Below are 15,487 nucleotides of genomic sequence, written 5' to 3'. Positions count from 1 at the left end.
GCGCTGCAGCATCAATGCATATTTCTGAATCATCATCGCTGTAACGCTTGTAGGGTCGCCATTCATGGCGACCAAGTAACCCACGCAGAGCAAGTGCGCTGCTTAACTGACGAGCAATACGCCATTCATGGCTACCCATAACAACGGTTACACTGCGATAATCTCTTCCAACACCGCTTCAGCCTGGGTGCCATCAACTGCCACGCCATCAATATACAGCTTGCGCTTTTCACCCACCGGCAAAGCCACTTTCAGCGTTTTCCATCCCGGCAGGAAACTGCCTTTGCGGGTGAAGTTAAGGTGAATCGCCTCAGCGTCGCTGCGCATTTCCCAGTTAAGCCACAGCGCATCGCCCTGCTGATAGCCCCAGGATTCGCCATCATCCTCAAACAGCACGCCGGTTGTTATCCCTTTGCCTTGCAGCGGGAACAGCTGCAGCGTGCGGCAATCGTCCGCCTGGGCATCAACGTGGCGCAGACGTTCACTCAGCGGCAAAGCGGCACCGGCACGCACCAGCATCGGCTGCGTTTCCAGCGGCGCATCCAGGGTGATCCATTGACCGCCGCTGTACCATTGCTGGCTGGCAAAGTCATACCAGCCAGATTGGTTGTCGGGCAACCATAGACGACGCAGACGCTGGCCGGGTTCGACCACGCTGGCCACCAGCAGATCGCGTCCCAGCATAAACTCATCGCACTCGGCAAACGTCTGCGCATCCTGTTCATGATCGAGGAAGGTTGGACGCAGCATCGGCTCGTCGTCCGCATGTGCCTGCCACAGCAGTGTGTAGAGATACGGCAGCAGACGATAGCGCAGCGCAATGGCCGCACGGATCGCAGGCGTAGCCGCCGGATACATCCAGGGTTCGTTAACCGTGTGATCATCATTCCAGGAGTGGATGGTAAAGCGCGGATGCAGCACGCCATTTTGTACCCAGCGCACAAACAGTTCTGCGTCCGGCTTATCGCCGGAAAAACCGCCGACATCATGTCCCACGTTGTACAACCCGGACAAGCTCATGCCTAATCCCATACGGATGTTGTAGCGCAGCGTGTTCCAACTGGTGCGGTTGTCGCCGCTCCAGGTCTGCACATAGCGCTGCATCCCGGCACAACCCGAACGGGAGATCAGGAATGGACGCTTGTCCGGTGCGAAGCGCTGCTGCGCTTCCATCGAGGCACGCATCATCAGCAGCGGCATGACCGGGCGGATATGTTTAATCGCTATCGGCGTGCCAAAACCGTGACAGCGCGCTTCGCCATCCCACACTTCGTATTCGTTGTTGTCGTTCCAGGTGGAATCGATGCCCTTCTCCAGCAGCTGTTTGGTGACGTTTTCCTGCCACCACGCCACGGCTTGCGGATGAGTGAAATCGAGATGCGAACCTTCATCATCCCAGAACACCGAACGCTCCGGCGCATCCTCTTCGGAGTCGCGAATAAACAACCCTTGTTCCGCCACCTCGTGATAGCGCGGATGATCCTGCAACAAACACGGTTTGATATTGGCGGCGAGGCGCAAGCCGGCGTCGTGAAACGCCTGGCTCATCACTTCAGGCTGCGGCACTTTGTCGTAATTCCAGTTAAATACGTAGCGCTTGTTGTTGATCGAGGTATAGCCGGAGGAGAGCTGGAAGGAATCACACGGAATATCGTGCTCTTCGCACAGGCGAATGAAGTTCATTAGCTGATGCTGTGCGTCTGGTGCGTCGGTATAATGCATGGTTGAGCCGCTGTAGCCGAGGCTCCATTTCGGGCCGAACAGGGTTTTACCGGTCAGACGCACAAAGGCTTTGGTGATATCCAGCACCTTGTCGCCGACAAACAGGTAATAGTCGATATCGCCGCTCTCAGCCTGCCAGCGGCGATACGGCTGATGATAGTTGTCGAGCTCATTGCCGAGATCAAACCAGCTGCTGCTGAGGTTATCGTAATAGAGGCCAAAGCTAACGTTGTTGCGGCGCGTAATGGTGAACGGCACGTGTTTGTACAGCGGATCGGTGGAGGCCGCGTTGTAACCCATGGCATCAAGGTTGCGCATCTCATAGCGCTGGCCGTTGCGCTGCAGATCACCGCTCTTCTCACCCAGACCATAATAACGGTCATCGTGCATGCGGCGCTGATAGTGCGCCACGCCATCGCCGTGCGCATTGATTTGATAGGCGCTGGTCGGGCGATCGCAGGTCAGCAGTTGCCACGCGCCGGCGCTGTCGCAATATTGCCACTCCAGCGCCAGCGGCTGATGCACGATTACCCGTAGCTTATCGGTGGCGATCACCAACGTGCTGCCCTCCTCCTCAAGCGTAAAGCCCGGCAACGAGAAGCCCGCCAGACTGTCACGCTGACGCCCTTCCCACGGCACATCACTCTGCGGCGCAATGCTCCAGGTTCTGTCGAGGGTATAGGCGCCCTGACGTTTAATCGCCACGCGGAACAGACCCGATTCCAGCACATACAGGCACAGCGTGTGTTTGCCGTCGACGGTTAACGCCACGTGGTGGGCATCGGACGCCGCTAAAGACCAATTTTTTAACGTTTTCATCGTTACCTACTTTTTCAGGCGCGCTGTGCGCGACGTTCAGCAATAAAAGCAATCAGGAATACCGCGCCAATCAGGTCAAAGAAGCCCATGGCGACGAACAAGGGATTAAAACCAATGGTGTCGGCGGTGACGCCGATCAGCAGCGAAAACAGGAAGCTGGAGATCCAGGCGAATGAGCCGCGCATGCCGTTGACCGTCGCCATTTGCCCTTTATCAAACTTCTCTACCACCAGCGCGCTCAGCATGCAGGAGATGATTTGGTGACCGAAACCGCCAATTGAGATCAGCGCAATGGCCACGTAAGGATCTTTGGTGACCGCCACCATCGCCAGCGACAGCATCAGGAATGCGCCGGTTACCGAACTCGCTACCACCGAGTTAACCTGGGTAAAGCCAAAAATTTTGGTGTAAAGGCGCGTCAGATAACCGCTGGCGGCGCTGCCTAAATCTGCCGCGAGGAATGGCAGCCAGGCGAACATGGCGATCTGTTTCAGGTCCATGCCCAGCTCTTTTGCCAGATAGAGCGGTACCCAGAAGCTCAGCACCCCCCACGCAGGCTCGGCCATAAAGGCGGGAATGGCGATGCCGTAGAAACGCTTGTTTTTTGACACGGTTTTCAACGCAGTAAAGAACGGCAGTTTTACCGCCGGTGGCTCGTTGTCCTGACGAATAAATTCCAGTTCAGACGCCTGCAGATTGGGATGCTGCTCTGGATCGCGATACAACAGCCACCACAGCACCACCCATCCGAGCGCCAGGCAGCCGGTGAACAGGAACGCACCCTGCCAGCCAAACGAGGCATGTGCGAAGTAGATAATCGGCGGGGCCAGCATCGCGCCCAGGGAGAAACCCACACCGGCCCATCCGGCAGCAATCGGACGCTCTTTTTTCGGGAACCATTCGCCAATCACCTTGGCGTTAGCCGGTGTGGCAGCGGCTTCGGCGCCGCCCATAACAAAGCGCAGAATTGCCAGGTGCACCCAACTTGCCGCGCCGGCGTGGAACAAACAGGCGACAGCCCAAATCGTGGCGCAGACCAGGAAGCCAACCTTCAGGCCGATGACATCGATCAACCAGCCGCAAATCGGTTGAAAGAAGGTATACGCCAGCTGGAACGCGCCGACGATCCATGAATATTGTTCGGTGGTGATATTGAGGCTGGTTTTGAGTTCCGGTGCCAGCAAGCCTAGCGAGTTACGGGTGATGTAGTTAACCGTAACGCCCGCTAAGAACAGCACCAACACCCACCAGCGCAAATTACGCAAGGTGCGTTTGCTGCCTGCGGCGGTTATCCCTGGATTTAAACTGCGGTTCATCGGCTTCTCCATTTATCAGTCATTGCTAACTATCCGCCAGGAGTGAAACACAGTTGCGAAAAGTGGTCGCCAGCTTGATGCGGCATTTGTGATCTGGTTAACCAAAATCATCGACCAGGTTGACTTAACCCGACAAAGAGCAGAGTTTTACGTGCAAGTGGCGTGATAACTTCATAATGAAACGCGCTAAAGATAATATTGGTCAACCAATAATGAGTGAGGTAACAACATGAAGCAGACCTGGCGCTGGTATGGCCCGAACGATCCTGTCTCTCTGGCCGATGCGCGCCAGGCGGGCGCCACCGGCATCGTCACGGCGCTCCATCACATTCCCAATGGCGAAGTGTGGACAGTTGACGAAATCATGCAGCGTAAGGCGCTGGTGGAAGCCGCTGGATTGGTCTGGTCGGTGGTGGAAAGCGTGCCGATTCACGAAGAGATCAAAACCGGCAGTGGCCGCTGCCAGCACTGGATCAGCAATTATCAGCAGTCGCTGCGTAATCTGGCGCAGTGCGGCATCACCACCGTGTGCTACAACTTCATGCCGATTCTCGACTGGACGCGCACCGACCTTGAGTATCTGCTGCCCGATGGGGCCAAAGCGCTGCGCTTCGATCAGATTGAGTTCGCGGTGTTTGAACTGCACATTCTGCAACGCGCGGACGCGGAGCAGGATTACAGAGCCGAAGAGATTGCTGAGGCTGCCGAGCGTTTTAGTCAGATGAGTCAAGAACATCGTGACCGCCTGGTGCGCAACATTATTGCCGGCTTACCCGGCGCCGAAGAGGGTTATACCCTCGACCAATTCCGCGCCCAGCTGGCGCGTTATGACGGCATCGGTAAGGCGGAGCTACGGGAGAATTTTGCCACCTTCCTGCGCGCGATTATTGCGGTTGCCGAAGAGGTGGGCGTGCGCATGGCGGTACATCCGGACGATCCACCGCGCCCGATTCTCGGCTTGCCGCGCATCGTCTCTAACGCTGACGATCTGCAGTGGATGATTGATACCGTCAGCAGCCCGGCCAACGGTTTTACCCTGTGTACCGGTTCGTACGGGGTGCTGGCAGAGAATGACCTGGCCGGCATGGTGCAACGCTTTGGCCCGCGTATCTACTTCGCACATCTGCGCTCGACCAAACGTGAAGCGAATCCCAACAGCTTCCACGAAGCCGCGCATTTAGCTGGCGATGTCGATATGTTTGCGGTGATCAAGGCGATTGCCGAAGAGGAGCAGCGGCGTAAAGCCGCAGGCCAGCATGATTTAATTCCGATGCGTCCCGATCACGGCCACCAAATGCTGGATGACCTGAAGAAGAAAACCAATCCTGGCTACTCGGCGATTGGTCGACTGAAAGGGCTGGCTGAAATTCGCGGCGTTGAACTGGCGATCCACCGCGCCTATTTTAGCGAGCCAACTCAGGGAGCCGAGTAATGCGCTTTATGGACGAAAATTTTCTGCTGCAAAGCGATACCGCGCGGCGTTTGTATCATGATTTCGCCGCAGATATGCCCATCTACGACTATCACTGCCATCTGAATCCGCAGGAGATTGCGCAGGATCGCCAGTTTGCCAATCTCGGCCAGATTTGGCTCGAAGGCGATCACTATAAATGGCGTGCGATGCGTGCCGCGGGCGTGGATGAATCTCTGATCACCGGCAGCGCACGCAGTGATTACGATAAATATCTCGCCTGGGCCGAAACGGTGCCAAAAACCCTTGGCAACCCGCTCTATCATTGGACGCACCTGGAACTGCGTCGTCCGTTTGGTATCACTGATACGCCATTTGGCCCGGCCACCGCGCCGGACATTTGGCACCGCTGTGCCGAAAAGCTGGCGCAGCCAGAATTCTCTGCGCGCGGCATCATGCGCCAGATGAAGGTGCGCATGGTCGGCACCACCGACGATCCGATCGATTCACTGCGCTACCATCGCCAGATCGCCGATGACGCCAGCTTTGATATTGAGGTTGCGCCGAGCTGGCGTCCGGACAAAGTATTCAAGATCGAGCTGGAGGGTTTTGTTGCGTATCTGGCTCGCCTGGAAGCCGCCGCCGATGTGGCTATCGACAGCTTTGATGCATTGCGCCGGGCGCTGCTGCGTCGCCTTGATCACTTCTCCGCCCACGGCTGCCGCGCATCAGATCATGGCATCGAAACCCTGCGCTTTGCGCCGGTGCCGGACGACAGCGTGCTTGATACTATTTTGGCGAAACGTCGCCGTGGCGATCTGCTGGATGAAACTGAAATCGCCCAATTCAGCAGCGCGGTGCTGGTGTGGCTCGGCAGTGAATATGCACGACGCGGCTGGGTGATGCAGCTGCACATTGGTGCCATCCGCAATAACAGCACGCGCATGTTCCGTCAGCTCGGGCCGGATAGTGGTTTTGATTCGATTGGCGATAACAATATTGCCTGGCCGCTAGCGCGCCTGCTGGATGCGATGGACATCAACGATCAACTGCCGAAAACCATCCTCTACTGCCTGAATCCGCGCGATAACGAAGTGCTGGCCACCATGGCGGGCAACTTCCAGGGCGCGAGCATTGCCGGCAAAGTGCAGTTCGGTTCAGGCTGGTGGTTTAACGATCAGCGTGACGGCATGCTGCGTCAGCTGGAACAGCTGTCGCAAATCGGCCTGCTAAGCCAGTTTGTCGGCATGCTGACCGATTCGCGCAGCTTCCTCTCCTACACGCGCCACGAATACTTCCGCCGCATTCTGTGCAATCTGCTGGCGCAGTGGGTTAAAGACGGCATTGTGCCTGCTGATGAGCCGCTGCTGGGGAGCATGGTGCGCGATATCTGCTTCAACAATGCCGAGCGCTATTTTGCCCTTAATGTGACGTGATGGCAGCCTGGTCATTGCACGCCATGACCAGGCCGATTCGTAATCGCTATGCTATAGTGCGCGTCTCTGACCTGGCAGTAGCAGAGGTTATGCATCCCTTAACGCAAAGATAGCTAACACGATGAAAACGCAAACTTCAGCACAGCGTCCCTATCAGGAAGTCGGGGAAATGCTCCGTCAGATGATCTCGCAAAAACAGTATGCGGTGGGCCAGCGGCTACCACCGGAGCGTGAGCTCGCGGCGCTGCTGGATGTGACGCGTACGCTGGTGCGTGAAGCGCTGATCATGCTGGAGCTGGAAGGCTTAATCGAGGTGCGTCGTGGCGCGGGAATCTACGTGATTCACGACTCGCCGCAGCCACCGGCTCCGCAGCACAAAGCCAGCAATGATGCCGGACCGTTTGAGATGCTGCAGGCGCGTCAGCTGCTGGAGAGCAACATCGCTGAATTTGCCGCACTGCAGGCGACGCGTGAAGACATCATGAAAATGCGTCAGGCGCTGGAGCTGGAGGAGAAAGAGCTCGCCTCTGGCGCGGTCAACCAAAGTGAAAATGGCGATCGCAACTTCCATCTGGCGATTGCCGAAGCCACGCACAACAGCATGCTGGTTGAGCTGTTTAAGCAATCCTGGCAGTGGCGTGAAGACAACGTGATGTGGAGCCAGCTGCATCGTCATCTGGTCAACAACGATTACCGCAAACAGTGGCTCGACGATCACAAGAAAATTCTCGCCACGCTGATCAAAAAAGACGCGCGCGCTGCCAAACAGGCGATGTGGCAGCACCTTGAGAATGTGAAACAACGCCTGCTGGAATTCTCTGACGTCGATGATATTGATTTTGATGGTTACCTGTTCGAATCCTGGCCGCTGTATGTCGCCAGCAATCCTAATAATTGATGCCGTTATAGAAAAGGGTCAACCGCATGCTTCGGGAAAATTTCAACGACCTGATCTATTTAGTGATGGTGGCACGCGAATGTAGCTTCACGCGCGCCGCCGCCAAATTAGGCGTATCACAATCGGCATTGAGTCATTCAATACGCGGTCTGGAAGAGCGTTTAAATACCCGATTATTGACGCGCACCACGCGCAGCGTGGCGCCGACCGAAGCCGGTGAAAATCTGATTAAAAGCGTCGCGCCAATGATGGCGGATATGGAAAAAGCCCTGCTACAGCTGGCCGATAATCAGGGCAAACCGTCGGGAAATATTCGTATCACCGCCGGGGAACATGCGTTGTCATCCACGCTGTGGCCGCTGCTGAAGCCCTTTCTGCAAACCTATCCTGACGTGAACGTCGAACTCTCTGTCGACAATACCTTAACCGATATTGTCAGCGGGCGTTTCGATGCGGGTGTACGACTGGGCGAAAGTATTGAAAAAGATATGGTAGCGGTGCGGATTGGCCCGGACTGGAAAATGGTTGCGGTTGCGGCACCTGAATACCTGCAAAAACACGGCATCCCGCAGACGCCTTATGAATTGCAAAATCATAACTGTATTAACATGCGCCTTCCCACACTCGGCGGATTATACAGCTGGGAGTTCAGTAAGGACGGCAAAGATATTCGCGTCAAAGTTGAAGGTCAGCTGATATTTAATAATCTGGCATCCCGTATTGATGCGGTACTTTCCGGCATGGGGATTGCCTATGTGCCCGAAGACACCGTCAAACAGCATATTGCCAACGGCGACCTGCAAGCCATTCTGGCTGACTGGTGTGAACCGTTCAGCGGATATTACCTCTATTATCCCAGCCGCAAACAACATACCGCTGCGTTTGAGAAACTGATCGAAGCCATTAAATACCGGGGATAATGGCTTTGATGCCGATCAGTGAAGCGCTGAGCGAGTTTCGTTCGCCATCGCCTGGGGCAGTTTCAGTTACGCCGTGCGGCGACCGAGCAGAGGACGCCTGGCCGCGCCCTCTGCACTCCCCGGCCCTGCGCCAGCCCATCCCGCCGCTTCGCGGTACCTTCACTCATTCATGCTTCCTGACGGACCGGCAGCGATTCGCTCCTGCTCAGCGCTGCCTCTCGCCGCATCCCTGCGGCTCGCCCTGGAATCACTCACTCGCTCAGCGGGTTGGGATGTCGCCTCAACACCCACGCTGCAATAACTATGCATTTTCTGAACTCATCATCGCTGTAACGCTTGTAGGGTCGCCATTCATGGCGACCAGGTAACCCTAAATCTTCAGCCTGCAAAATTTCAAACAAAATACGGTAATGACAGGCGACGGTGTTGGGCACCATCCGCGTGGAGCTAGTGCGCTGCTTACTGGCGAGCATTAGGGGATAATGGCTTCGATCGTGGACGATTAACGTTCCATTTTCAGCGCAAGCTGCCTGGCCAGGAAGAACGGCCTTAAATAAGCCACGGTATTTGATAGTGGCAAAACGTCATCGCTTAGCTGGATACCGATCTCCGCGCGCAGATACTCACGACGCGTTTCGATACGCTGCCACAGCGCCGGATAGGCGTGGCGAATCGTCGCCTGCAGTGCCGCATCGGCCAGCACCACGCACTCTTCGGCGCTGGCACCGTTGTAGCCCGGCACGGACGGGATGATATCAATTTGTAGCATCATGCCGCTTTTCAGGAGCTCAGTGGAACCGTGATAAATCGGCGACGACATCCACTCTTCATCCGCCACCAGATGGCCGGGATTCAGGTGCCAGCCAAAACGCGCTTTAGGCAAAACCTGTTCAATCAGTTGGTAAAGCGCGCCGCCGCGCATGCCGACGTGAATCGTCTCCAGCCAGCTCACCACCGCGGAGAAATAGGGTTTAGCGATGCGGTCGAGATAATCCTGCTGGGTTGCTGGCAACTCACTTTCATTGGCAATCACGAAACCGCTGCGGCTGGAAAGGCCACCTTTGTAGGCGGTGGTCAGGGAGAGCGGCTCGCCGCGCCGCACGGTTTTCGCGCTGGGATAAAGATTCGCGTTTTCGAAACGCGTGCCGGTGGCCGCGATGGTCACCACGGTGTTGTACTGCCCTTCAGCGGTAAGTAACGCGCCCAATTCGGTTTCACGCACGCCAACTTCAATCGCATTGAGCGCGTCCAGCATGCAGTTGGAAGCGAGATTGGCACCATATTCGTAATGCGCGATTTCATTGGCATTGCAGCGGGTACGTGCGCCGTTGTCACCAATCAACAAAGGGATAGCATTTTCTAACACCGCGTCATCTTTGAGCGTGCGCTTAATCGCGTCGACAATAAAGTAGGGTAAATCGAACATCGCGCGCCCATTGCCGGCGGCTGGTGTGAACATTTTCCAGCCAATCAGACCGACTTTATTGCTGCTGTCCAGGCCCGCGTCCTTGAAAAGCGTTTCCAGCGGCACTTCATTATCCATCGGCTGATTAGGCAGCGAGAAGTACGGCGAGTGAGCCAGCGTGGCCTCAATGCGCGAGAAACGTGCCATTTTCAGGTTTTCGTTACCCAGCACCAATGTGGCGTGCCCGGACTTGTCCAGCAGCAGTAGCCCCTCTTCGAAACGCGGTATAAATCCGGTGAGATATTCGAAATTGCTGCCGTGTTCCTTGTCCGCGTAGATGACCAGCGTGTCAAAACCGTGCTGTTTCATTGCGTTCAACAAGGTGTATTTTCGTTCCAGCAGGGTCTCATCAGAGAGAACGACTGCTTCCACCCCAGTGAACTTCACTGGCTCGGTGACGCAGCCAAGCGCGATCGCCATCGTTTACCTCCTCACATTGCATAATGTGTTGAGGATAGTAGCGTCTTTCACCGCAGGGCGTTTTGACACAGCACGAAAAAAGGCGGAGGGGTGAGCTCCGCCTTGTTTCAAGTTCCGGTCAGTGCGCCTGACCGGTCAGTTGCATAAGGGCAACGATGATTTGAAGAATGATGCGGACGATGTCCAGCAGCAATCGAACAATTTCCATCACTTTCCTTCTCCTCTGAGAGGAGCGCGCCGTTCAGCTGCCGAGGCTTTGACTCCACCCGCCGACCGCCTAAGCACAATTGTGAGGAGTGCTGAGCGGCTCTCATTGTGGAAGCCACAGGCCAGCACCACCTGAAACCTGCCGGGATTTGACTATCCGCGCCCCTGGAGTCATCAGCAAAACAATGAGGCTTCGCCCGTCACTCAACACCTGTATAACCATACAGTATTATGGCAAAACTTGAAATATCTCGCCGCACATTTTATTATCGCGGGTGTGAGGAGTGCTGAGCACCCCGTTCGCGGCGCGGTTACCAGCCGATTAGCGAACATAAAAAAAAGGATTTGGCTTTACTGCCAAATCCTTTTTTATTGCCGGCGTTTAATTACCGCGCGGAACTGATGCGCCAGATAGTATTACCCGCATCATCGGCAATCAACACGCCGCCCTGGCGATCGGTAGCTAAACCGACCGGTAAACCACGCACCTGCTTCTGATCGTCGGTGAGGAAGCCCGTCACCACCGGCTGCGGCTGCCCCACCGGTTTACCGTTCTCGAATTTCACCCACACCACCTGATAGCCATTCAGCGGCGTACGGTTCCAGCTACCATGCTCGCTGATAAACGCCCCGCCACGATACTGCGGCATGTTATCCGCGCCATAGAACAACAGGCCGAGCGGTGCGACATGCGAGCTCAGTGCGTAATCCGGCTTGATGGCCTTCTCCACCAAATCCGGCCTTTGCGGCTGGGCACGCTCATCCACGTGCTGACCATAATAGCTGTACGGCCAGCCGTAGAAGCCTTTGTCCTGCACCGAGGTCATGTAATCCGGAACCAGATCGGAACCAATCTCGTCACGCTCATTGACGATAGCCCACAGCTTGCCGCTCTGTGGCTCCCACTGTAAGCCGGTAGGATTGCGCAGGCCGCTGGCATAGATCCGGCTGGCACCGCTCGCCGCATCCACTTCCAGCACCGCCGCGCGGCGATACTCTTCACCAATGCCGTTTTCCGTTACGTTGCTGTTGGATCCTACCCCAACATACAGCTTGCTGCCATCCGGGCTGGCGAGCAGTGATTTAGTCCAGTGATGGTTAATCGGACCGCCCGGCAACTCGGTGACTTCCACCGGCGGCGTACGAATCTCGGTTTGCCCGGTTTCGTAAGGGAACTTCACCAGGCTATCGGCATTCGCCACATACAAGGTATTCCCCACCAGCTGCATGCCAAACGGCGCCGTCAGGTTATCGATAAAGCGATGCTGCTCCCATTTGCCGTTAACGTTGCGCAGCAGCGTGATGCGATTGCCGCCCTCACCGCCTTTGCCTGAGGCTTTCTGCACAATGCCCATAATCAGCTGCTTCGGCGCGGTGGTCGGTTTCGGCATGCCATTGGATTCCGCCACCAGCACATCATTATTAGGCAGCACCAATACCTGACGTGGATGCTGCAGGTTTTCGGCGATCTTTTCGATCTTTAAACCCTCCGCCACTTTCGGCATTTCCCCGGTTTTCCACGGCGTGCCTTCCGGTACCTGCATCGGTGGCATAAAGAAGTTCTGCGCCTGCGGCAGCTCAGGATTGGGACCGATTTGCTTTTGCGGATCGATCAGCGCCCCGTCGTCACAGCCACTGAGCAGCATGGCGATCGCTACCGCACTAAGTAGGTGTTTCATACGCGACCTCCCCGTGTGCGACGTTCGCGCAGCACCAGCTGTACGTTGGCAATCAGCAGCAGCGCCACTACCAGCGTCGAGAGCGTCACGCCCATGGGTACCACCGCGTAGGCATCGCGGCTGTGAATAAAGGCGTTTACCACCGCCAGCACCATTGCCAGCAGCGACAGCCAGAAGTGGGTTTTCTCATTTGGCCGGGCACCGCGAAATAAATAAACCAGGCTAATTAAACGTGGCAGGATGGCCAGCACCAGACCAAGGGTAATCAGCCAACTGGCCGATTTGGTCCACATGATGACGAAGGTTTGCAGATAGAGGATATCGAAAAACCAGGCGGCGACAAAAAAGCCCAGCGGCAGCGGTTCCAGCAGCGTATACAACGTCACGCTGAACACCGATCTTCCTGAGGTATGAAACATTACTCTCTCCCTTTTACCGAATTATCATCAGATGGCGCACGCGTTGCGCTTTTTGCAACAACGTGCCACCACCTGTGAAATATTAGTAAAGATAAACAGTAACGTTTAACACTTATCTAACTTGCTCAAACTTATGACTTATCTGCCGGCAGGGTTACCCAATATCCCGGCTGATAAGGCAATGGCAGAAACTTCTGGTGGAACTCGCGGAAAGTGGCGTCCGGATCGAGATCGGCAAACAATTCGGGATGCAGCCACTTCGCCAGCGCCTGAATCGCCACAAACTGGTACGGGCTATCGTAGAACTGATGCCAGATTGCATGCGCATTGCCGTTATGGGCTACCGGCAGGGTTTTGAAGGCATCGCGCATCATCAGCAGTTGCAGCCGCGCAGTGGCTTCTTTCACATCCGCACCGGGACCGACACCCACCCATTTGCCGACGGTATTGTAGTTTTTCCAGTTGGCACCAGTCACCACCACCACATCCGGACGGCTGGCGATGATCTGTTCTGGGTTGAGCGTGCCAAAGGTGCCTGGGATTAGATCTTTGGCGATATTGCGGCCGCCCGCAATTTCCACCATCTGACCAAAGTTCTCGTTGCCAAACGACATGCAGCACTCATCGCTGTAGCCGCCAGCGCGGTCAATCATCACTTTTGGGCGCGTGCCGCTAAAATTCTTCAGGCGATCGGTCACCTTTTCAATTTGTGCCCGGCGGAACGCCACAATCTCTTCGGCACGCTGCGGATTATTCACCAGCTCGCCCATGATGCGGATGCTTTGCTCAGCGTGTTCCATCGGCTTCTCACGGAAATCGATAAACACCACCGGCACGCCCACTGCCTGTAACTTCTCAATCAGCTTGCCTTCATCGGTGGCCGCTTTGGATTCAAGGTTCATCAGCACTAAATCGGGCTTCAGCGTCAGCGCCTGCTCAACGTTGAAGGTGCCATCCTTCGCGCCGCCAAAGGTCGGCAACGTTTTAATCTGCGGATATTTCTTCTCATACGCCATGTAGCCGTCGTAATCCGCTTTATGAAAATCATCGCGCCAGCCGACCACGCGCTGGAACGGCGCGGCGGTATCAAAAGCGGCCAGCAGATACATCTGACGCCCTTCGCCCAAAATGATGCGTTTGGACTCCTCTTTGACCTCGACCTGACGTCCAGCGACATCCGTAATGATTTTTGCGGCAGCGTGATGCGTTACCGCCAGTAACCCCAGTGCAAACAGCCATATTTTCATTTTACCGCCCCAGAATGATAATGATTATTATTTAATTTTCGCGGCGTCACTATTACCTGGCTGACGGGAAATGAAAAGCCCCCAGCGACACATTTTTTTACATTCCGCCCAGCGCTTTTCACTGTGCAATCGCTCACAAAACGCCAGTCATTCGTGAAAACGCTCACAGCGAACCATGCAAATGCCCAATTTATCGCCGTTGTTTCCTGCGCTTTGGCTAATGCGTAAACAAAATGTGAACGCTAAATTACAAAATGAAACGGCGTTTTATTTTTTATGTTAATGCCCATCGTGGGAGCGCCAAGCATGAACGGAGGAGTAACCGTGAAGATCAGTGCCATTGATGTGACCCTGTTTAGCTACCCAACCCGCCGCGTCTCGGACAGCGCCGGGCACTCGCATCCCGGCGCCGAGACCGATGCGCAAATGGCGCTGCTGACCCTGACCAGCGAGGATGGGGATTGCGGTTATGCCTTCGCACCGGCTGAGGTGATTCGTCCACACGTGGTAAACGCCTTCTTCCGCAAGGTGCTGATTGGGCAAAACGCCTTTGATCGTGAACGGCTGTGGCAGGATCTGGTGCACTGGCAGCGCGGTAGCGCCCACCAGCTCACCGAACGTGCGTTATCCGCCGTGGAACAGGCGCTATGGGATTTGATTGGTCGCAAGCTCAAACAGCCGGTGCACAAATTGCTTGGCGGCTATCGCGAGAAGATCCCGGCCTACGGCAGCACCATGTGTGGCGATGAGCTGGATGGCGGTTTATCGACGCCCGACGAATATGCCCAGTTTGCTGAAAAGCTGGTAGCGCGCGGTTATCAGGCCATCAAACTGCACACCTGGATGCCACCCGTCTCGTTCGCCCCCAGCCCACAAATGGACATTAAAGCCTGCGCCGCGGTACGTGAAGCGGTCGGCCCGGACATCGCGCTGATGCTTGACGGCTATCACTGGTACAGCCGCAGCGATGCGCTCACCATTGGTAAAGCGCTGGAAAAACTCAACTTCGCCTGGTTCGAAGAGCCGATGGAAGAGGAGAGCATGGCGTCTTATGCCTGGCTGGCGGAAAACCTCAGCATTGACGTACTGGGCCCGGAAAGCCTCGGCGGCAAACACCATAGCCGCGCCGATTGGGTGCGCGCCGGCGCGTGCGACATTCTGCGCGCCGGTGCCAATGGCGTCGGCGGTATTTCGGCCACTATGAAGGTCGCTAGCCTGGCCGAGGCCTTCGGCATGGATTGTGAAGTGCACGGCAATGGCGCGGCCAGCATTGCGGTGGTCGGTGCCATCCGCAACTGTCGCTGGTACGAGCGCGGCCTGTTGCATCCATTCCTCGATTATGAACAGCCGCCGGCCTATCTCAACGCGCTGGTCGATCCGATGGATGCCGAGGGTTTCGTGCATCTGCCCACGCGACCGGGACTCGGTGAGGACATCAATTTCTCGTGGATTGAGACACACACGCTAAATCGCTGGTAAGCGCCTGACACAAGCAGTACGGCAAAAAACTATAAACCTCTGACCTGCT

At 56.0% G+C, this 15,487-nt stretch carries 11 protein-coding genes; 5 read left to right on the top strand and 6 right to left on the bottom strand.

From position 1 onward, the window contains the following. Window positions 1-147: 147 nt before the first annotated feature. Both PMI17_RS14610 and PMI17_RS14605 read right to left on the bottom strand, forming a co-directional pair. Window positions 148-2,541, bottom strand: coding sequence for a TIM-barrel domain-containing protein (locus PMI17_RS14610; RefSeq protein ID WP_009128259.1), 2,394 nt, complete (start codon window positions 2,539-2,541; stop codon window positions 148-150). A 14-nt stretch (window positions 2,542-2,555) separates the two neighbouring features. Continuing rightward, a complete protein-coding gene (locus PMI17_RS14605; protein WP_009128258.1) occupies window positions 2,556-3,857 on the bottom strand; it encodes an MFS transporter in 1,302 nt (433 codons plus the stop codon). 229 nt (window positions 3,858-4,086) lie between these two features. On the opposite strand from PMI17_RS14605, the gene uxuA reads away from it, so the two are divergent. The 4 genes from uxuA (at window position 4,087) to PMI17_RS14585 (ending at window position 8,522) form a co-directional block, all read left to right on the top strand. Then, the gene (gene uxuA / locus PMI17_RS14600; protein WP_009128257.1) at window positions 4,087-5,289 is read left to right on the top strand and encodes a mannonate dehydratase; all 1,203 of its coding nucleotides are present in this window, start codon (window positions 4,087-4,089) and stop codon (window positions 5,287-5,289) included. Then, complete coding sequence (uxaC, locus tag PMI17_RS14595; RefSeq protein ID WP_009128256.1) at window positions 5,289-6,704, top strand: glucuronate isomerase; 1,416 nt, start codon at window positions 5,289-5,291, stop codon at window positions 6,702-6,704. Before uxuA ends, uxaC begins: the two co-directional genes overlap by 1 nt. A gap of 121 nt (window positions 6,705-6,825) precedes the next feature. Then, complete coding sequence (uxuR, locus tag PMI17_RS14590) at window positions 6,826-7,602, top strand: Uxu operon transcriptional regulator (RefSeq protein WP_036621325.1); 777 nt, start codon at window positions 6,826-6,828, stop codon at window positions 7,600-7,602. A gap of 26 nt (window positions 7,603-7,628) precedes the next feature. After that, entirely contained in the window at window positions 7,629-8,522 is an 894-nt protein-coding gene (locus PMI17_RS14585) for a LysR family transcriptional regulator (protein WP_009128253.1), read from the top strand. A gap of 502 nt (window positions 8,523-9,024) precedes the next feature. Here the strand turns inward: PMI17_RS14585 and PMI17_RS14580 are convergent. From PMI17_RS14580 to PMI17_RS14565, 4 genes are all read right to left on the bottom strand, one after another. Next, window positions 9,025-10,407 carry a Xaa-Pro peptidase family protein gene (locus PMI17_RS14580; RefSeq protein WP_009128251.1) on the bottom strand — a complete coding sequence of 461 codons (1,383 nt, stop codon included), beginning with the start codon at window positions 10,405-10,407 and terminating at the stop codon, window positions 9,025-9,027. A 593-nt stretch (window positions 10,408-11,000) separates the two neighbouring features. Further along, entirely contained in the window at window positions 11,001-12,293 is a 1,293-nt protein-coding gene (locus tag PMI17_RS14575) for a sorbosone dehydrogenase family protein (RefSeq protein WP_009128247.1), read from the bottom strand. Then, window positions 12,290-12,712, bottom strand: coding sequence for a DUF2231 domain-containing protein (locus PMI17_RS14570; RefSeq protein WP_009128245.1), 423 nt, complete (start codon window positions 12,710-12,712; stop codon window positions 12,290-12,292). Before PMI17_RS14570 ends, PMI17_RS14575 begins: the two co-directional genes overlap by 4 nt. Before the next feature lie 131 nt (window positions 12,713-12,843). After that, on the bottom strand, window positions 12,844-13,959 hold the full coding sequence (locus PMI17_RS14565; RefSeq protein ID WP_009128243.1) for an ABC transporter substrate-binding protein: 1,116 nt from the start codon (window positions 13,957-13,959) through the stop codon (window positions 12,844-12,846). A gap of 306 nt (window positions 13,960-14,265) precedes the next feature. On the opposite strand from PMI17_RS14565, the gene PMI17_RS14560 reads away from it, so the two are divergent. Continuing rightward, a complete protein-coding gene (locus PMI17_RS14560; RefSeq protein WP_009128241.1) occupies window positions 14,266-15,438 on the top strand; it encodes a mandelate racemase family protein in 1,173 nt (390 codons plus the stop codon). The last annotated feature ends 49 nt before the right edge of the window (window positions 15,439-15,487 follow it).

Source organism: Pantoea sp. GM01, from assembly GCF_000282675.1.
GTDB classification, from domain to species: domain Bacteria; phylum Pseudomonadota; class Gammaproteobacteria; order Enterobacterales; family Enterobacteriaceae; genus Pantoea; species Pantoea nemavictus.
This window is presented reverse-complemented; position numbering and strand designations above follow the sequence as displayed.

What these genes read in the sequence shown, in the direction of transcription:
- PMI17_RS14610 (WP_009128259.1), bottom strand. Translation starts at nt 2,541, where the DNA reads ATGAAAACGTTAAAAAATTGGTCTTTAGCGGCGTCCGATGCCCACCAC.
- PMI17_RS14605 (WP_009128258.1), bottom strand. Translation starts at nt 3,857, where the DNA reads ATGAACCGCAGTTTAAATCCAGGGATAACCGCCGCAGGCAGCAAACGC.
- uxuA (WP_009128257.1), top strand. Translation starts at nt 4,087, where the DNA reads ATGAAGCAGACCTGGCGCTGGTATGGCCCGAACGATCCTGTCTCTCTG.
- uxaC (WP_009128256.1), top strand. Translation starts at nt 5,289, where the DNA reads ATGCGCTTTATGGACGAAAATTTTCTGCTGCAAAGCGATACCGCGCGG.
- uxuR (WP_036621325.1), top strand. Translation starts at nt 6,826, where the DNA reads ATGAAAACGCAAACTTCAGCACAGCGTCCCTATCAGGAAGTCGGGGAA.
- PMI17_RS14585 (WP_009128253.1), top strand. Translation starts at nt 7,629, where the DNA reads ATGCTTCGGGAAAATTTCAACGACCTGATCTATTTAGTGATGGTGGCA.
- PMI17_RS14580 (WP_009128251.1), bottom strand. Translation starts at nt 10,407, where the DNA reads ATGGCGATCGCGCTTGGCTGCGTCACCGAGCCAGTGAAGTTCACTGGG.
- PMI17_RS14575 (WP_009128247.1), bottom strand. Translation starts at nt 12,293, where the DNA reads ATGAAACACCTACTTAGTGCGGTAGCGATCGCCATGCTGCTCAGTGGC.
- PMI17_RS14570 (WP_009128245.1), bottom strand. Translation starts at nt 12,712, where the DNA reads ATGTTTCATACCTCAGGAAGATCGGTGTTCAGCGTGACGTTGTATACG.
- PMI17_RS14565 (WP_009128243.1), bottom strand. Translation starts at nt 13,959, where the DNA reads ATGAAAATATGGCTGTTTGCACTGGGGTTACTGGCGGTAACGCATCAC.
- PMI17_RS14560 (WP_009128241.1), top strand. Translation starts at nt 14,266, where the DNA reads ATGAACGGAGGAGTAACCGTGAAGATCAGTGCCATTGATGTGACCCTG.